We start from the raw sequence: 18,611 nt of genomic DNA, 5'->3' as shown, positions 1-18,611 counted from the left end.
CAGCTTGGAAAGATAACGAGCCATTGAAACTCCAAATTATTAACGTTTTATCGGCACATAGTAATCAAAGGCCGCAACATGCGATTTCGGGTCATCATTTTTATGGTCTATATGACGTAACTCAACATTTTTGAGTTTATAGTGTTCGATATCATAGCCAGGTCGGCGCGTGATATTGAGCTTAGGCAGATAGACGCCATAAATCTGATATAAGAACTCTTGCATTGCTGCGCGCGTTGCTTCACCGCTAAAGCTAAACTTCACATATTCTCCAGCGGGAATAGTGAGATGGCTATATTCTGCATTGTTAAAACTTGCATCTTCAGGTTTTACTGCGGTGGTATAGAACACCGTCTGCTCATCTTCTTTATCGGCGTTATGAATCGCGTGGTGTAAGCCGAAGACCTCAGAGGCAATCGAGGTTGTATGTTCTAAATAGTAGTGCCAGAAAGTTTGGCGCATCTGTGAACAGGCGGTTGACCACTCTTCTAGCGCATAAGAACAGCTTTGCTCAAGCCCCACTAAAGGCTGCTCCTGCATCTCGACAAACTCATAATCTAAATGTTTATGTTCATCTAAAATAATAGGTGGACAAATACCCGTGGCACACCACTCATCGCTACGACGATAGTAAGCAGGGGTGATGTTAAATTGTTTCTTAAACGCGCGGGTAAAAGTTTGCTGTGAGTCAAAGCGATATTGTAACGCGATATCAAGAATCGGACGGCTGGTCAGTCGTAAAGCTACAGCAGCGCGAGATAGCCGTCGAGCACGAATATAGGCGCCAATTGCTTGGTCAGTCACCTCTTTGAACATCCGTTGTAAATGCCATTTGGAGTAGCCAGCTTTTGCCGCAACATTATCGAGTGATAGAGGTTTATCTAGGTTATCATCGATCCAGCGAAGAAGGTCACGAATAATATTTGTTTGATCCATGTATATCCCTAGTCAATAAGACTTAAAAAACAGATATAGGTTATCAAGGAACGCCTATTCTATATCAAGTTACCTTTTTCGTTTATAGTAAAAGAGTTGTATTTACCATTTAGTTGTAAAGAAAATGATTAACTTCTTTTATACTTGTCATATTTCAGGCTGCCTTATGGTTAATAATGGCTGAAATGTCACTCGAATTGTTTAAAAAGTATATAACAAAGAGGCTAAGTCTTCTGGTTGAAAAGGAAATTTGTATGCATTTTTGCAAGTTGAAAAAGATCGTATTGGCATCACTGTTGTCTGCATTACCCTTTGCGACGTTTGCGGAAGAAATTGGCTCGGTAGATACCGTTTTTAAAGTATTTGGCCCTGACCATAAAATTGTTGTTGAAGCTTTTGATGATCCCGATGTTGAAAATGTGACCTGCTACTTAAGCCGTTCGAAGACGGGGGGGATTAAAGGTGGGCTTGGTTTAGCAGAAGATACTTCTGATGCGGCGATATCTTGCCAACAAGTTGGTCCGATTGAACTGAATGAACGGATCAAACGTTCACCGAAAAAACCGCACGTTGTTTTCCAAAAACGGACTTCATTAGTATTCAAAAAGTTGCAGGTAGTACGTTTTTATGATCCAAAACGCAATGCGCTTGTTTATTTGACTTATTCAGACAAGATGATTGATGGCTCACCGAAGAATGCATTAAGCGCTGTACCTATTATGCCGTGGTAAGTCTTTAAGTGGGTCTACAGGTGCTCTTCCCGCATAAAATAACCCCCAATAATGGAATTATTGGGGGTTATTTATTCATCGGTCTTTATCGAACGATGGCGGGATTATTCGTCGAGATCACCACAAAAGCGATAACCCTCACCGTGGATTGTTGCGATGATTTCTGGGGTATCAGGCGTTGATTCGAAATGTTTACGAATACGACGGATAGTGACGTCGACCGTTCTATCATGAGGCTTAAGCTCACGGCCTGTCATTTTCTTCAACAAATCGGCGCGAGTTTGAATTTTGCCTGGGTTCTCACAAAAATGTAGCATAGCGCGGAATTCGCTACGAGGTAATTTATAGTGTTCGCCAGCAGGGCTGATCAGTGAGCGACTGTTGATGTCGAGCTCCCAACCATTAAATTTATAGCTTTCGACTAAACGGCGCTCTTCAGTGCCACCAGCTAAATTCATAGTACGAGATAGCAGGTTGCGTGCACGGATAGTCAGCTCGCGAGGGTTAAATGGCTTGGTGATATAATCATCCGCACCAATTTCTAGGCCAAGGATCTTATCCACCTCATTATCACGGCCTGTTAGGAACATCAGTGCAATACTTTCTTGCTCACGTAATTCACGCGCAAGGAGAAGGCCGTTTTTACCGGGTAGGTTAATATCCATGATAACGAGGTTGATGTCATGCTCGGACAGAACATTGTGCATCTCTTCGCCATCAGTGGCTTCGTGAACTACATAGCCTTCAGCCTCAAAGATACTTTTCAGCGTATTGCGTGTGACAATCTCATCTTCAACAATTAAAATGTGTGGGGTCTGCATATTTGCTACCTAAAGTTTTAAAATAAAATTGTGAACTCATAAGCCGCTTCCAAATTAGGTGGTTTTGATTTTATTTTACTGGAACGACGCGTCTATGGGTTATAAATATGTTTTCGAGTCAAGGTTATTTTGTCGCCTCTATCGTCATCAGATTCTAAATTGAATCAAAATTTAGGCACCTTCCCAACGTTGGGCTGTTAACAGCAATATAACAGCTAATACTGCATTTACCACCTAAAAAAATAACTTTTGTTGATACATATCAAAATCAATTGTAGCACGTTAACAAAATTTGTTAGGAAGAAAATCTTACCGATTCAATGGCTGTTTAACTATCAGATAAAGAGTAAAAGTTTTTTATTCTTTGTTTACTCAAACGATGCGTTTGGGTGAAAAATGGCCAACTATTCAAGCTAACGCTAAAAAAAAGTTTATGGATATTTTAATCTGACAATTGTTAATTTTTTGGTTTTTTAAATTAGCAAATTGTGAGGCCTATTCATTTGTGATTAAATTTTGTTGAGAAAATAGGATAATTTTTGATAGGTCACGCTTTGAATAACGGGCTTTTTTTGCAAATAAATTTGACATTTTTGGGCAATTGCTTTAACCGTATAGGGAGCAAGTAACGAATCAAGAGACAGACAGAAATCTATGCGTAACATCAGCCTGACTACGATTATTATTACCACCACCGTAACCACAGGAAACGGGGCGGGCTGACGCATCCAAAAAATAAAAAACGAAAAAGCCCGCATCCAATCAGATGTGGGCTTTTTTTTGGTGTTAAATCAGGAGAGAAATACCATGCGTGTGCTTAAATTTGGCGGTACTTCGGTTGCAAATGACGAACGAGTACTGAATGTTGCTGACATCGCTGAAAGTAAATTGGCCGATGGGCAAGTGGCGTTGGTGCTATCTGCACCAGCAAAAATCACTAACCATTTGGTCGCAATGATTGATAAAACGGTTGCAGGTCAGGATGTCATCACGCATGTGAATGATGCAGAAATGATTTTTGCGAACTTATTAAAAGGATTAAAAGAAAAACAACCCGGTTTTGATTACGATAGACTGAAAAAACTCACTGAACAAGAATTCGCACAAATCAAACAAGTACTGCATGGTATTACTCTTCTAGGCCAATGCCCTGATAGCATTAACGCCTCAATTATTTGCCGTGGTGAAAAACTCTCTATTGCCATTATGGAGTCTGTGCTAACAGCACGCGGGCACAAAGTCACGGTGATTAATCCTGTCGAAAATTTATTAGCCGTCGGTCATTATCTTGAGTCCACTGTTGATATTAATGAGTCAACTAAACGTATTAAGGAATTAAACATCCCTAAAGACCACTTTGTATTAATGGCGGGTTTTACTGCGGGGAATGATAAAGGCGAATTGGTCGTATTAGGGCGTAACGGCTCCGATTATTCCGCGGCAGTATTAGCGGCTTGTTTACGTGCTGAATGCTGCGAAATTTGGACCGATGTGGATGGGGTATATACTTGTGACCCACGTTTAGTGCCTGATGCACGCCTATTAAAAGGGATGTCCTATCAAGAGGCGATGGAGTTATCCTACTTTGGTGCAAAAGTACTGCACCCGCGTACCATAGCACCAATCGCACAATTCCAAATTCCTTGCCTTATCAAAAACACCACTAACCTCAGTGCTCCGGGTACATTGATCGGGGATGGACAAACAGATGACAGCACCCCTGTTAAAGGGATCACCAACCTGAATAACATGGCGATGATCAACGTTTCAGGCCCCGGCATGAAAGGAATGGTTGGTATGGCCGCACGTATCTTCTCTGTGATGTCACGTAAGGGGATCTCGGTTGTACTTATTACGCAGTCATCATCGGAATACAGCATTAGCTTCTGTGTGCCTCAAGGGGAATTAGTACGTGCACGTGCTGCCTTGGAAGAAGAATTCTATTTAGAATTAAAAGATGGCGTCTTAGACCCTCTTGATGTCATGGAGCAGTTAGCCATTATTTCGGTCGTTGGCGACGGCATGCGTACTCTAAAAGGGATTTCAGCGCGTTTCTTCTCGGCATTAACACGCGGTAATATCAATATCGTGGCGATTGCCCAAGGCTCGTCTGAACGTTCAATTTCGGCGGTCATTGCCAATGAAGCAGCAACCACGGCGGTTCGTTTATGCCATCAAATGCTATTCAATGCTGAGCAAGTCATTGAAGCCTTCATTATCGGTGTGGGTGGGGTAGGAAACGCACTGATTGAGCAAATCCATCGTCAACAGCAATGGCTGAAACAAAAGCATATCGATTTACGCGTTTGTGGGATCGCCAACTCACGAGCAATGTTGACGAATATGCAAGGCATCTCTCTTGATAATTGGAAAGAAGAGTTGGCGCAAGCGACCGAGCCATTTAGCCTGAGCCGCTTGATCAGATTGGAGCGTGAATATCACTTTCTCAATCCAGTGATCATCGATTGTACTTCTAACCAAGAAATTGCCCAGCAGTATGTCAGTTTCTTAAAAGACGGCTTTAACGTTGTGACACCTAACAAAAAAGCTAACACCTTATCAATGGAGTATTACCGCCAATTACGCTCCGCGTGTGAAGTATCAAAACGTAAGTTCCTTTATGACACTAACGTTGGTGCGGGGTTGCCTGTGATTGAAAACTTACAGAATCTCCTGAATGCGGGTGATGAGCTAGTTCACTTTAGCGGTATTCTTTCTGGATCACTCTCCTTTATTTTTGGCAAACTCGACGAAGGGATGTCTTTATCTGAAGCGACGGCTCTAGCTAAAGAGAAAGGGTTTACCGAGCCAGATCCTCGCGATGATTTGTCAGGCATGGATGTCGCACGTAAGCTGTTGATCCTCGCGCGTGAAGCCGGCTATGAATTAGAGCTAGAAGATATTGAAATCGAACCCGTATTACCTGCGGAGTTTGATAGCAGTGGCGATGTGACTGAATTTATGGCTCGCTTACCGCAACTTGATCAGCCGTTTGCAGAGCGTATAAAAGCAGCAGAAGCAGAAGAAAAAGTGTTACGCTATGTCGGATTGATAGAAGAAGGACGCTGCCAAGTGAAAATCGTTGCGGTTGATGGCAATGATCCGCTCTTCAAGGTCAAAAATGGCGAAAACGCATTGGCTTTCTATACGCGCTATTACCAGCCAATTCCTTTAGTACTCAGGGGCTATGGAGCAGGTAATGATGTTACCGCAGCCGGCGTATTTGCAGATATGTTGCGTACTCTATCATGGAAATTGGGAGTCTAATAAGTGATTAAAGTTTATGCGCCCGCTTCAATTGGTAATGTTAGTGTCGGGTTTGATGTCTTAGGCGCGGCGGTATCGCCAGCAGATGGAACGCTGTTAGGGGATTGTGTCACTGTTGAAGCGGCTGAGAGCTTTTCTTTGACGAATAAAGGCCGCTTTGTCGCAAAATTACCGAAAAAAAATGAACATAATATTGTTTACCAATGTTGGGAACTGTTTTGTGAACGCTTTGGTAAACCGCTTAATGTTGCGATGACTCTCGAAAAAAACATGCCTATTGGTTCAGGGCTTGGCTCCAGTGCATGTTCTGTTGTTGCGGCACTGATGGCACTGAATGAGTTTGCCGGTCAGCCTTTTGATGAGACCACGTTATTAAGTATGATGGGGGAGCTAGAAGGGCGTATTTCAGGCAGTGTACATTACGATAATGTGGCTCCTTGTTACCTAGGTGGCTTACAACTGATTATTGAGCAAAACGGAATTATTTCTCAACCTGTTCCCGCTTTCGAGAATTGGTATTGGGTGATGGCGTATCCGGGGATCAAGGTTTCTACCGCGGAAGCGCGAGCTATTTTGCCAAATAGTTATCCGCGCCATGATATTGTTAATCATGGGCGTTATTTATCGGGCTTTATCCATGCTTGCCATACAGGCCAACCAAAGCTTGCCGCGACTATGATCCAAGATGTCGTAGCTGAACCTTATCGAACACAGCTACTTCCTGGGTTTGCAGAGGCGCGTAAGAATGCTTATGAAATTGGTGCACTTGCATGTGGTATTTCTGGTTCTGGGCCGACACTATTTGCCATTTGTGATGATAAACAAATCGCTGAAAAAATGGCCGATTATCTACAACAACATTATGTTCAAAATGATGAAGGCTTTGTGCATATCTGCCGTTTGGATCTCACAGGGGCAAGGACAATAGGGTAAACAATGAAACTGTATAACTTGAAAGATAATAGCGAGCAAGTGAGCTTCGCACAGGCAGTAAAACAGGGATTGGGCAAACAACAAGGTCTATTCTTCCCACAAGATTTGCCAGAGTTTAGCGCTGCTGAAATTGATGAGCTACTAAAACTGGATTTTGTCACTCGTAGCAGCCGTATTTTAACGGCATTTATTGGTGATGAGATCCCTGAAGCTGAGCTGGCGGCTCGCGTCAAAGAAGCTTTTGCATTCCCTGCTCCTGTTACTCAAGTTGAGCAAGATGTAGCGACACTAGAGCTATACCATGGTCCAACACTCGCCTTTAAAGACTTTGGTGGCCGTTTTATGGCTCAAGCACTTGCCCAAGTTGCTGGTGACCAGCCTGTGACTATTTTAACTGCAACCTCTGGGGATACAGGGGCGGCGGTTGCACACGCATTTTACCGTTTAAATAATGTGCAAGTGGTTATTCTCTATCCAGAAGGTAAGATCAGCCCACTACAAGAAAAGCTCTTTTGTACCCTAGGTGAAAACATTCACACGGTTGCAATCAAAGATGACTTTGATGCCTGCCAAGCCTTGGTCAAACAATCTTTTGATGATGAGGCGCTGAAAAAAGCATTGCATTTAAACTCAGCGAACTCAATCAACATTAGCCGTTTGTTAGCACAAATTTGTTACTACTTTGAAGCGGTTGCTCAAATCCCTGCTGAGAAGCGTGAGCAACTCGTTATTTCTGTTCCAAGTGGTAATTTTGGTGATTTAACTGCGGGCTTACTTGCTAAATCGCTGGGCTTACCGATTAAACGCTTTATTGCTGCAACTAACGTCAATGATACGGTTCCTCGTTACCTTGAAGGTGGGGAGTGGAAACCACATCAAACCGTTGCGACTTTATCGAATGCGATGGATGTGAGCCAACCTAATAACTGGCCGCGTATTGAGGAGCTATTCCGTCGTAAAGGGTGGTCTCTGAAAGAGCTTGGTTATGGAGCGGTGACCGATGAGGTGACTAAAGAAACGGTGCGTGAGTTAGATAAAAAAGGGTATGTATCTGAGCCGCACGCAGCTGTCGCTTACCGTGTTTTACGCGATCAATTACAAGATGGTGAGTATGGTTTGTTCTTAGGAACGGCGCATCCCGCTAAGTTTAAAGAGAGTGTAGAGGCGATTTTGAATAAACAACTTCCTCTACCAGAAGCTTTAGCTGAGCGTGCTGAGCTACCTCTGCTATCACACTTTTTGCCGTCGGATTTTGCGAAGCTAAGGGCTTTCTTAATGGAACGTGCACCTAAATAGCGATTTCTGGATCCATGAAACGGAAGCGATATGCTTCCGTTTCTATTTATCGTAATGATAATAGTTCATTGATTCAAATATTGATGACACGATGAGATCACGAAAGTCGGTATAGTAGAGGACTAGTGCGTAGAGCGATTTGAACTTGCACCATCTAAGCCGTTTCTGCCACCATTTGGTCCACCAAGACCTCCTTTACCCCCTTTTCCTCCTTCTGGGCCTGCATCTCCACCGTTGCCGCCATTGCCACTTCCTGAACCATGACCGCCGTTACCACCGTTGCCACCATGACCCCCATTCCCCCCGTTTCCGCCGTGACCATTTCCTGTACCATTACCGCCATTACCTCCGTTACCGTAGCCGTCACCATTACCGCCTCGGCCCCCGTTCCCGCCATTGATTCCGCCACTTCCGCCGTTACCACCATTACCGTTACTGCCGGGCTGTGCATGGCCCCCATCTCCTCCATTACCATTATTGAGTCCATTGCCCCCATTACCGCCGTTGGCACCATTACCTCCATTTCCACCATGATTCACATAAAAGATATTGTGCTCACTCGAAATCGCATGTGGTGGCGTTGTGCTGTGTAGTGGATTGTTGTAACTGAGTGAATGGCTTGATATTGCGGGAGTTAAGAAAAATAGCGTGCTGATAGTGAGAAGCCATTTTCGTTGCATAGTTTCCTCCGACCCCCCTCCATTTAGAAGGGGGGAATAATCATATAAGATTACGAGTTAATTACCGACCATTACCACCGTTGCCGCCATTGCCACCGTTACCACCATTGCCGCCGTTACCCCCGTTTCCGCCATGACCACCGTTACCACCATTGCCAAAGTATTGGCCCGATACTGAGGTCGGATCCATTAGCATATCAAGGAGTTGATATTGAGGAAGAGAAGCGAAAGATAATGCAGGGGTAAACAGAGAAGCGATAAGGATATGTTTTATTTTCATATAATATTCTCTTGGTTAAATGAATTAAACAAACTGCTATTTCAGTTTATTTGTTCATTTTTATTTATCAATAAAAGTGGGCTTTTAGAATGTGTTGTATTTAAAATATCCTGATTTATAAGAAATTATTTATTTAAGCGGTGAATTAATTTAATATATTCCTTCAAATAATATTAAATTAATTTATTGACTTGTGATCAGCAAAAAAAGAAGCCACGAGACAGTTAATCACTGTTTTTGTGTTGAGGGGGGAAGTTGGTATGGCGCTGCCACTTCATACTCGGAATACAAAGGAGCAGCGGATAAGCGCTTAAATGGCGTCTTCTAAGATAAGTTCAATGGTTTTTAGCTCTTCAGGTGTAAATTCGCGGTTTGCCATCATACCGAGAGCGTCATCAATTTGGCTAACTCGACTTGCACCAATGAGCACAGAGGTGATCCTATCATGGCGTAATACCCAGGCTAGGGACATTTGGCTCAATTTTTGGCCTCTTTGCAAAGCAAGTTCATTCAGTTTTTTCACCCGAGCGAGTACCGCGGAGGTTAGCCTTTCTGGGGGAAGAGAAGGGTTGCTTGCCGCCCTTGAATCGGCAGGAATACCGTTTAAGTAACGGTCGGTAAGTATGCCACCTGCAAGCGGCGAATAAGCTATGGAGCCGACGCCTTCATCTTCAAGCACATCAAGTAATTCATCTTCTGGATCACGGACTAACATGGAATATCTAGGTTGATGGATTAGGCAAGGCGTACCTAATTGGTTAAGGATCTCAATCGCTTCTTTTGCAAGCTCGGCAGGATAGTTAGAGATCCCAACATACAGAGCTTTACCTTGGCGTACGATCAGATCAAGGGCGCCCATTGTTTCTTCAAGAGGAGTATCAGGATCTGGGCGATGGTGATAAAAAATATCAACATAATCTAGACCCATGCGTTTTAGGCTTTGATTAAGGCTGGCAATTAAATATTTTTTACTGCCCCAATCACCATAAGGGCCATCCCACATGGTAAAGCCAGCTTTTGATGAAATGATCATTTCATCTCGGTAAGGTAAAAAATCTTGTTGGAGTATTCGTCCAAATAGGCTTTCTGCTGCGCCCGGCGGAGGACCATAATTATTGGCGAGATCAAAGTGGGTGATCCCATGGTCAAAAGCATACCTTAACATGGCTCGGCAGTTATCCGGGGATTTGTTGTCACCAAAATTGTGCCAAAGACCTAAAGAGATTAGTGGGAGCCTTAACCCGCTGCGACCACATAGGCGATATTCCATATCCGTGTAACGATCAGTATTTGCAATATAAGGCATACTTCACCTCCAAATAGTTGGCAGAGACCTAAACGATACTGACACAAATGTCATTTTCGCTATGGTGAATCAATGCTAATTTTTAACCAAAATACAAATTTTTAGTAAATATGTGATGGAGGATAAAAAAGAGACAATATTGCCGAGTCGTGAGTTAGGTGATCACACTAGCGACCACCTTATTTTAAGGGATTAATGTTGTTCAGGACGGGTAAAGACCAGCTCATTTCCTTTGGATTGGCTCTCATCGAATTGGTAACCTTCAAGGTTAAAATCAGCCAATTGATCTGTTTTGGTTAGCTTATTTTGAATAATAAAGCGGCTCATCAAACCACGTGCTTTTTTAGCATAGAAACTGATCACTTTATATTTGCCATTTTTTTCGTCAAGGAAGACCGGTTTTATGATGACACCATCTAATTTTTGGCTATTAACGGCTTTAAAATATTCATCTGAGGCAAGGTTGACTAATACATGATCGCCTTGATCTGCAAGCGCTTTGTTGAGCTTGTCGGTGATGATATTGCCCCAAAATTCATACAAATCTTTGCCTCGAGGGTTTTTTAGGCGCGTTCCCATTTCAAGGCGGTAAGGCTGCATTAAATCGAGAGGGCGTAATAAGCCATATAGCCCTGATAAGATACGCAAATGCTGCTGGGCAAACTCAAAGTCCTGTGCAGAAAATGTTTCAGCTTGCATACCTGTATACACATCCCCTTTAAATGCAAGAATAGCTTGGCGTGCATTTTCAGGCGTGAAATCCGCATGCCACTCACCAAAACGTGCAGCATTGAGGCCAGCCAGTTTATCGCTAATTTTCATTAAGCTTGAGATGTCTGCTGGAGATAGTTTGCGGCAAACCTCAATCAGTTGCTGTGACTCATTCAGTAATTCAGGCTGTGTGAAAGAGTGTGTTGCGAGCGGGCTTTCATAATCTAATGTTTTGGCAGGTGAGATTGTGATGAGCATAGCAAGATCCCTATAATAAAATGACGACGACCACTTTAACAAAAATTGCCATTAAATAGCTAATCGGTGAGATAAGTAAAAACAATTTTTCTATTTTGTCGTACTGTGATTATGCTTATTCGAAGCTAAAAGGATTCAGTTTTAATTTAAATTGCGAAAACGATTGCATATCAATTAGTTGCTATAGAATAGTTTTAGTCGCTTGCAGCAACTTAGATGCGTGATATTATCATTGTACGGTGCGGCGTTTGCCTCAATTCCTTTATAACAACGAGATTAAAGAAATGACCGATAAATTAACCTCCTTACGTAGTCTGACCACCGTTGTTGCTGATACTGGCGATATTGAAGCGATGAAGCTTTATAAACCACAAGATGCGACAACTAACCCATCTTTGATTCTAAATGCAGCACAAATTCCTGAATATCGTAAACTGATTGACGAAGCGGTCGAGTGGGCCCGTAAACAAAGCAGTCATCGTGAACAGCAGGTTGTTGATGCTTGTGACAAATTGGCAGTCAACATCGGTTTGGAAATTCTAAAACTGGTTCCAGGCCGTGTTTCAACGGAAGTTGACGCACGTCTGTCTTATGATGAAGAAGCGTGTATCGCTAAAGCGCGTCGTCTGATTAAGCTGTACAACGAAGCGGGTATCAGCAATGACCGTATTCTGATTAAGTTGGCTTCAACTTGGCAAGGCATCCGTGCAGCTGAGAAATTAGAAAAAGAAGGCATCAACTGTAACTTAACCCTACTTTTCTCTTTTGCGCAAGCTCGTGCATGTGCGGAAGCAGGTGTTTATCTGATTTCACCATTCGTTGGTCGTATTCTTGACTGGTACAAAGCGAATACCGATAAAAAAGAGTATGCACCGCAAGAAGATCCAGGTGTTATTTCTGTGACTGAGATCTATAACTACTACAAAACCCATGGTTACAAAACCGTCGTTATGGGCGCAAGTTTCCGCAATGTTGGTGAGATTTTGGAACTGGCGGGTTGTGATCGCCTAACGATTTCACCTGCACTGTTAAAAGAACTCTCTGAAGCGCAAGGCGAAGTTGTTCGTAAATTAACTGACTCTGGTAAGACAAAAGAGCCAGAAGCTAAACTGACTGAATCTCAGTTCTATTGGCAGCATAACCAAGATCCGATGGCAGTAGATAAACTGGCTGAAGGTATCCGCAAATTTGCTATTGACCAAGAAAAACTGGAAAAAATGATCGCAGAGCTACTGTAATTTCTGCCTTCACTTTTTATGAGAACCCAGTGTCTTCACTGGGTTTTTTGCATTTTGGATCAGTGAGTACCAAATACAAAAGAGCCCCTGATAAGCAACCTGAATATTATTTAACTAAATGAAATCATTGACGACGCGGCTAATGCTGAACAGCCTACATTTCTTCATGTATTTTCACTAAGCAATATCGCGATACTTAGCACTGAAACCTTATATTTCCCATGATATGATAACCTACGTATTAATGCGCGTGATTTGCGGGGGCTGCCCGCAATGAGCACTTTTTATTGGTTATTTATTGAGGTTTGTATGGATGAATTGCGCATAGGTTTGGTTTCAGTTTCTGACCGTGCTTCAAGTGGTATTTATGAAGATAAAGGGCTCCCATCCTTAGAAGCATGGCTTGCGAAAGCGCTGACAACACCTTTTCGTATTGAAACTCGCCTGATCCCTGATGAGCAAATCATGATAGAACAAACATTATGTGAGCTAGTGGATGAGTTTGCCTGCCATTTAGTACTGACAACTGGTGGTACAGGCCCCGCACGTCGTGATGTCACGCCAGATGCAACATTAGCGATTGCCGATCGCGAGATGCCTGGTTTTGGTGAACAAATGCGTCAAATTAGTTTAAAATTTGTGCCAACGGCCATTCTTTCTCGCCAAGTGGGGGCGATACGCAATCAAGCATTAATCCTCAACTTACCGGGTCAACCTAAAGCCATTGCAGAAACACTGGAAGGGTTAAAGGATGCGGAAGGGAATGTCATCGTCTCTGGGATTTTTGCTAGTGTGCCTTACTGTATTCAACTGCTCGATGGGCCTTATGTCGAAACGGATCCGAGTGTTGTGAAGGCATTTAGGCCAAAGTCGGCGATCCGCTCTTAAATCATGATTATTAAGTCAGGTGAGGTTCACTCACCTGACTTGCTTACGACGACGATTAACAGCGCTGCCCTATTGGTAAAACAGTTTTGCCATATTGCTCATTCAACACTTCAGCCATTGCTAAGTAGAATGCACTTGCGCCACAAACAATCCCTTCAAAGCCTGCGATCGTTAAAATAGTGCTATTGCCTGTTAAATTACCGATGGCTAACAATGCAAACAGTACGGTTAAGCTGCCAAAAACAAATTGCAAAACAAAATTGGCTTTTAATGTTCCAAGGAACATAAAGAAGGTGAAGACTCCCCAAATCAGTAAGTAAACCCCTAAAAATGCAGGTCCGGTTGGCTCTGCTAAGCCCAGCGTGGGCAAAAATAATAGGCCAACTAACGTTAACCAAAACATCCCGTATGAGCTAAAGGCTGTTGCGCCAAACGTATTTCCTTTCTTATATTCAATAAGTCCGGCTATCACCTGAGCAATACCACCATAAAAAATCCCCATGCTCAAAATCACTGATGAGAGAGGGAAAAAACCTGCATTATGGAGATTGAGCAGAATTGTAGTCATACCAAAGCCCAATAAACCAAGTGGACCCGGATTAGCAATAGAGCTGGATTGCATATAACCTCTGGTGAAAAATGATTAAAATTCAAAAAGATATAAAATTTTTTGCCAGCTTGTTTAGGTTGGCGGCGAATCATACGCAGTTTTTTTTGCTGAAACAATGATCGAAAGACAGGTTTTTTTGCAAAAAATATGAAATTTTTTTAAGTCATCCCCTTGATGAATGAATTTACGACCCCATCTTTAAAGCATCACTCGTTATCAGTCGAATAATTGTGTAAAGCAAAAAAATTGAGCCTCGGAGTAAAAACTCCCTTGAAAATGAAATATTGAGCCTCATATAGATTGGTAATGAAATTGAACAAAAAAGAATTCCTTTGGAGGCGTTTTAGATGGGTAAAATTATTGGTATCGACTTGGGTACAACTAACTCATGCGTTGCAATTATGGATGGCACAGCTGCTCGTGTTCTTGAGAACAGCGAGGGTGATCGTACTACTCCTTCCATCATTGCGTACACACAAGACGGTGAAATTTTGGTCGGTCAGCCAGCAAAACGTCAGGCAGTGACTAACCCTGAAAATACATTATTTGCGATCAAACGTCTGATCGGCCGTCGTTTCCAAGACGAAGAAGTTCAGCGCGACGTGGCTATTATGCCATACAAAATTATTGCGGCAGATAACGGCGATGCTTGGTTAGATGTAAAAGGCCAAAAAATGGCTCCACCACAAGTTTCGGCTGAAGTTCTGAAAAAAATGAAAAAAACAGCAGAAGATTACTTGGGTGAGCCAGTAACAGAAGCTGTTATTACTGTTCCTGCATACTTTAACGATGCTCAGCGTCAAGCGACAAAAGATGCTGGCCGTATTGCTGGTCTTGATGTTAAGCGTATCATCAACGAACCAACAGCCGCAGCATTGGCTTATGGCTTAGATAAAGAAGTGGGTAACCGTACTATCGCAGTTTATGACTTAGGTGGTGGTACATTTGACCTATCAATCATCGAAATTGATGAAGTTGATGGTGAAAAAACATATGAAGTGCTGGCAACCAATGGTGATACTCACTTAGGTGGTGAAGACTTCGATAACCGTTTGATCAACTACTTAGTTGAAGAATTCAAAAAAGACCAAGGTGTTGACCTACGTAATGACCCGCTGGCAATGCAACGTCTGAAAGAAGCGGCTGAGAAAGCGAAAATCGAACTTTCTTCTGCACAGCAAACAGATGTTAACCTGCCGTACATTACAGCAGATGCAACAGGTCCTAAACACATGAACATCAAAGTGACTCGTGCGAAATTAGAGTCACTGGTAGAAGATTTAGTTAAACGTACCATGGAGCCTGTTAAGGTTGCGCTACAAGACGCTGGCCTAAGCGTAAATGACATCAACGATGTTATTTTGGTTGGTGGTCAAATCCGTATGCCTTTGGTACAAAAAGCAGTTGCTGATTTCTTTGGGAAAGAACCACGTAAAGACGTGAACCCAGATGAAGCCGTTGCAATAGGTGCAGCAGTTCAAGGTGGTGTGTTAGCGGGTGATGTTAAAGACGTGCTGTTACTTGACGTAACGCCACTGTCTTTAGGTATCGAAACAATGGGTGGCGTGATGACTCCGTTAATTCCGAAGAACACCACTATCCCAACGAAACATAGCCAAGTGTTCTCAACAGCAGAAGACAACCAAGCTGCAGTAACAATCCATGTTCTGCAAGGTGAACGTAAGCGTTCCGGTGATAACAAATCACTGGGTCAGTTTAACTTAGATGGTATTCAACCAGCACCGCGTGGTATGCCACAAATCGAAGTTACGTTTGATATCGATGCTGATGGTATCTTGCATGTATCAGCGAAAGATAAAAACAGTGGTCGTGAGCAAAACATTACCATTAAGGCTTCTTCCGGTCTGAACGACGAGGAAATCGAAAAAATGGTACGTGACGCGGAAGCGAACGCTGAAGCAGACCGTAAATTTGAAGAGTTAGTTCAGGTTCGTAACCAAGCTGACCAACTGATCCACGGTACGCGTAAGCAAATTGAAGAAGCAGGCGATAAACTGCCAGCAGAAGATAAAGCGAATATCGAAAAAGCAACATCTGAGCTAGAAGCAGCAATCAAAGGCGAAGATAAAGCAGATATCGAAGCGAAGATCCAAGCTTTAGTAACTGCTTCAGCTAAACTTCTGGAAATTGCACAACAACAAGCTCAAGCTGGCTCAGCAAATGCTGGCGCAGGCGCAGAAGCGAAGAAAGATGACGATGTTGTTGATGCTGAGTTCGAAGAAGTTAACGATAAAGACAAAAAATAATGCCCTTAGCGGGCGCAGTGACCTTGCTAATGGTTATTAATGGTTACTGATACCGAACACGGGCGTCGAGGAAACTCCACGCCCGTGTCGGCATGTTAAGGGTAAAATAAATGGCGAAAAGAGATTTTTATGAGGTCTTAGGCCTCGAAAAAAATGCTTCAGATAAAGACATCAAACGCGCATATAAGCGTTTAGCAATGAAGTATCATCCTGACCGTAATCAGGATAAAAAAGATGAAGCAGAAGCTCAATTTAAAGAGATAAAAGAAGCTTACGAAGTCCTGTCCGATGAGCAGAAGCGCGCAGCTTACGACCAGTATGGCCATGCTGCCTTTGAGCAAGGTGGCATGGGCGGCGGCGGTTTTGGCGGCGGTGCTGATTTTAGCGATATCTTTGGTGACGTCTTCGGTGATATTTTTGGAGGCGGCCGCAGACAGCAGCGCCCAAGCCGTGGTTCTGATTTACAGTACAACATGGAGCTGACCCTTGAAGAGGCTGTCCGTGGAGTGACCAAAGAGATCCGTATCCCAGCTTTGGAAACCTGTGATGTCTGCCATGGTAATGGTGCTAAACCGGGAACCAGCGTAGATACTTGCCCAACATGTCATGGTATGGGTCAGGTACACATGCGTCAGGGCTTCTTCTCTGTACAGCAACCTTGTCCAACGTGTCATGGCCGAGGCAAAATTATTAAAGATCCATGCAACAAGTGTCATGGTCATGGCCGCGTTGAACGCTATAAGACCCTATCAGTGAAAATCCCAGCAGGGGTAGATACTGGCGACCGTGTTCGTTTATCCGGTGAAGGTGAAGCTGGGGAAAATGGGGCACCAGCAGGGGATCTGTTTGTTCAAGTTCGTGTGTTACCACACAGTATTTTTGAACGTGATGGCAACAACTTACATTGCGAAGTTCCGATTAACTTTGCGGTTGCGGCATTAGGTGGTGAAATAGAAGTCCCGACCCTTGATGGTCGCGTCAAACTGAAAATCCCAGCAGAGACCCAAACCGGTAAAATTTTCCGCATGAAAGGCAAAGGCGTGAAATCTGTTCGTGGTGGTATGCAGGGTGATCTCATGTGCCATATTGTCGTTGAAACACCAGTTAAATTGAATGAGAAGCAAAAAGAGCTACTCAAAGAGTTTGGAGAATCACTCGGTGGTACGAGTGGCGAAAAGAATAGCCCACGCTCAAAAAGCTTTTTAGACGGCGTGAAGAAATTCTTTGATGACCTAACTAACAAATAATAAATTAAACGGCCCGCTTAGTTGCGGGCTTTTTTTTGAGATTAGTGCCTTTCTTTCTTTGTATTAATGGCTCAGCTTCGCGAGTAACACACCAGCTAAAATAATCACACAAGCAGTAACGCGCATGAAGTTGAACCTCTCTTTTAAGAAAACGATAGATAAAAACATCGCGAAAAGTACGCTGGTTTCTCTGACCGCAGCAACCAAAACGATGGGGGCTTGGCTCATTGCCCAGATAGCAATGCCATAACTCACTAACTGCATTAATCCACCAATTAAACCAGAGCGCCAATACTGTTTGATACCTTGAAACAGGGTTTTTTGATATTTCAAAGCGCCCGAGAGAGTAAGTACTATGCCGTTAAGCAAAAATAGCCATAACGTATACACGATAGGATCTTCGCTAGCCCGAGAACCTTGCCCATCGGATAAGGTATAGCAGGCGGTAAAAAAAGCAGTGCACAGTGCGTAACAGAGTGCTTTTCCTGTGATATTGAGCGTCAGCTTTCTTCCGGCAAACGCAATAATAATCACCCCACTCATAATGAATAGGATCCCAAGTAGCCCAATTAAAGAGATCATTTCATGGAAGATTAGCAAACTGAGTAAGGCAGTAATAAGCGGTGCAGAACCTCGAGAAATGGGATATATCTGCCCTAAATCACCATGTGTATAGGCTTGGCTTAAAAAATAGGCATAGCCAAGATGAAAAAGGAGTGATAAGGCTAACCAAGGTATGGCATGAACGGAAGGCAACCCCAACACAAACAGTGCCGGTATTGCTAACACCGCAGAAAATAATGAGATCATGACTAAACCGAAAAAACGGTCATTACCGAATTTTACGATGGCGTTCCAACTGGCGTGACAAAATGCTGCAAATAATACAGCGAGCAAAACATAGGTTGTCATAATACGAATAGGTGAAATAGGTTGTCATTCAGTATTACGTAATGAGGCTTTTTTGTGAAGGGCTTACGAGGTTGATTGTCACTCACTGGATGGTGAAGCTTTATTTTGTGAGCCGGCACGAAAAAGAGCGTTTACTCTAAAAAAGTGGCTAGTGGTTGATCTGTTAAGCATATTATCTTAAGAAACGGGATGTGTACTGCGACTGCGTAAAAAAGAAAAATATGGATTCA

At 43.1% G+C, this 18,611-nt stretch carries 17 protein-coding genes and 1 other annotated feature; of the genes, 9 read left to right on the top strand and 8 right to left on the bottom strand.

The window, feature by feature from the left end:
- Window positions 1-39: 39 nt before the first annotated feature.
- The gene (gene robA / locus PR699_RS09445; RefSeq protein ID WP_004926707.1) at window positions 40-936 is read right to left on the bottom strand and encodes an MDR efflux pump AcrAB transcriptional activator RobA; all 897 of its coding nucleotides are present in this window, start codon (window positions 934-936) and stop codon (window positions 40-42) included.
- Window positions 937-1,190: 254 nt separating this feature from the next.
- Here robA and creA point away from each other — a divergent pair, with 254 nt between their 5' ends.
- Window positions 1,191-1,667, top strand: a complete 477-nt coding sequence (creA, locus tag PR699_RS09440) for a protein CreA (protein WP_014656819.1) — start codon at window positions 1,191-1,193, stop codon at window positions 1,665-1,667.
- Window positions 1,668-1,771: 104 nt separating this feature from the next.
- Here the strand turns inward: creA and arcA are convergent, their stop codons facing one another.
- Window positions 1,772-2,488, bottom strand: coding sequence for a two-component system response regulator ArcA (arcA, locus tag PR699_RS09435; RefSeq protein WP_004926714.1), 717 nt, complete (start codon window positions 2,486-2,488; stop codon window positions 1,772-1,774).
- Between the two features lie 654 nt (window positions 2,489-3,142).
- On the opposite strand from arcA, the gene thrL reads away from it, so the two are divergent.
- The 4 genes from thrL (at window position 3,143) to thrC (ending at window position 7,984) form a co-directional block, all read left to right on the top strand.
- Window positions 3,143-3,211, top strand: coding sequence for a thr operon leader peptide (gene thrL / locus PR699_RS19695; protein ID WP_071599685.1), 69 nt, complete (start codon window positions 3,143-3,145; stop codon window positions 3,209-3,211).
- Window positions 3,150-3,271, top strand: a sequence feature (Thr leader region). It overlaps the preceding gene by 62 nt.
- A gap of 24 nt (window positions 3,272-3,295) precedes the next feature.
- Entirely contained in the window at window positions 3,296-5,755 is a 2,460-nt protein-coding gene (gene thrA / locus PR699_RS09430) for a bifunctional aspartate kinase/homoserine dehydrogenase I (RefSeq protein WP_014656818.1), read from the top strand.
- 3 nt (window positions 5,756-5,758) lie between these two features.
- Window positions 5,759-6,688: a homoserine kinase gene (gene thrB / locus PR699_RS09425; protein ID WP_004926720.1), complete on the top strand. Its 930-nt coding sequence runs from the start codon at window positions 5,759-5,761 to the stop codon at window positions 6,686-6,688.
- Window positions 6,689-6,691: 3 nt separating this feature from the next.
- The gene (thrC, locus tag PR699_RS09420) at window positions 6,692-7,984 is read left to right on the top strand and encodes a threonine synthase (RefSeq protein WP_004926722.1); all 1,293 of its coding nucleotides are present in this window, start codon (window positions 6,692-6,694) and stop codon (window positions 7,982-7,984) included.
- 122 nt (window positions 7,985-8,106) lie between these two features.
- Here thrC and PR699_RS09415 read toward each other — a convergent pair whose 3' ends face one another.
- The 4 genes from PR699_RS09415 to yaaA form a co-directional block, all read right to left on the bottom strand.
- A complete protein-coding gene (locus PR699_RS09415; RefSeq protein WP_004926724.1) occupies window positions 8,107-8,664 on the bottom strand; it encodes a hypothetical protein in 558 nt (185 codons plus the stop codon).
- Between the two features lie 61 nt (window positions 8,665-8,725).
- On the bottom strand, window positions 8,726-8,944 hold the full coding sequence (locus PR699_RS09410) for a hypothetical protein (RefSeq protein ID WP_004926727.1): 219 nt from the start codon (window positions 8,942-8,944) through the stop codon (window positions 8,726-8,728).
- 310 nt (window positions 8,945-9,254) lie between these two features.
- Entirely contained in the window at window positions 9,255-10,250 is a 996-nt protein-coding gene (locus PR699_RS09405; RefSeq protein ID WP_004926737.1) for an aldo/keto reductase, read from the bottom strand.
- A gap of 192 nt (window positions 10,251-10,442) precedes the next feature.
- Window positions 10,443-11,219: a peroxide stress protein YaaA gene (yaaA, locus tag PR699_RS09400; RefSeq protein WP_004926740.1), complete on the bottom strand. Its 777-nt coding sequence runs from the start codon at window positions 11,217-11,219 to the stop codon at window positions 10,443-10,445.
- 284 nt (window positions 11,220-11,503) lie between these two features.
- On the opposite strand from yaaA, the gene tal reads away from it, so the two are divergent.
- Entirely contained in the window at window positions 11,504-12,457 is a 954-nt protein-coding gene (gene tal / locus PR699_RS09395) for a transaldolase (protein WP_014656817.1), read from the top strand.
- A gap of 309 nt (window positions 12,458-12,766) precedes the next feature.
- Window positions 12,767-13,345 carry a molybdopterin adenylyltransferase gene (gene mog, locus PR699_RS09390; protein WP_004926746.1) on the top strand — a complete coding sequence of 193 codons (579 nt, stop codon included), beginning with the start codon at window positions 12,767-12,769 and terminating at the stop codon, window positions 13,343-13,345.
- A gap of 55 nt (window positions 13,346-13,400) precedes the next feature.
- Here mog and satP read toward each other — a convergent pair whose 3' ends face one another.
- Window positions 13,401-13,967, bottom strand: coding sequence for an acetate uptake transporter (gene satP / locus PR699_RS09385; RefSeq protein ID WP_014656816.1), 567 nt, complete (start codon window positions 13,965-13,967; stop codon window positions 13,401-13,403).
- A gap of 335 nt (window positions 13,968-14,302) precedes the next feature.
- Here satP and dnaK point away from each other — a divergent pair, with 335 nt between their 5' ends.
- On the top strand, window positions 14,303-16,222 hold the full coding sequence (gene dnaK / locus PR699_RS09380) for a molecular chaperone DnaK (RefSeq protein ID WP_004926752.1): 1,920 nt from the start codon (window positions 14,303-14,305) through the stop codon (window positions 16,220-16,222).
- A gap of 110 nt (window positions 16,223-16,332) precedes the next feature.
- The gene (gene dnaJ, locus PR699_RS09375; protein ID WP_004926754.1) at window positions 16,333-17,469 is read left to right on the top strand and encodes a molecular chaperone DnaJ; all 1,137 of its coding nucleotides are present in this window, start codon (window positions 16,333-16,335) and stop codon (window positions 17,467-17,469) included.
- Window positions 17,470-17,532: 63 nt separating this feature from the next.
- Here the strand turns inward: dnaJ and PR699_RS09370 are convergent, their stop codons facing one another.
- Complete coding sequence (locus PR699_RS09370) at window positions 17,533-18,381, bottom strand: EamA family transporter (RefSeq protein ID WP_004926757.1); 849 nt, start codon at window positions 18,379-18,381, stop codon at window positions 17,533-17,535.
- Window positions 18,382-18,611 lie beyond the last annotated feature (230 nt).

This window comes from Providencia sp. PROV268 (assembly GCF_028477805.1).
Lineage (GTDB): Bacteria > Pseudomonadota > Gammaproteobacteria > Enterobacterales > Enterobacteriaceae > Providencia > Providencia stuartii.
The sequence above is the reverse complement of the archived record's forward strand: the minus strand, read 5'-3'. Positions and strand labels throughout refer to the sequence as shown.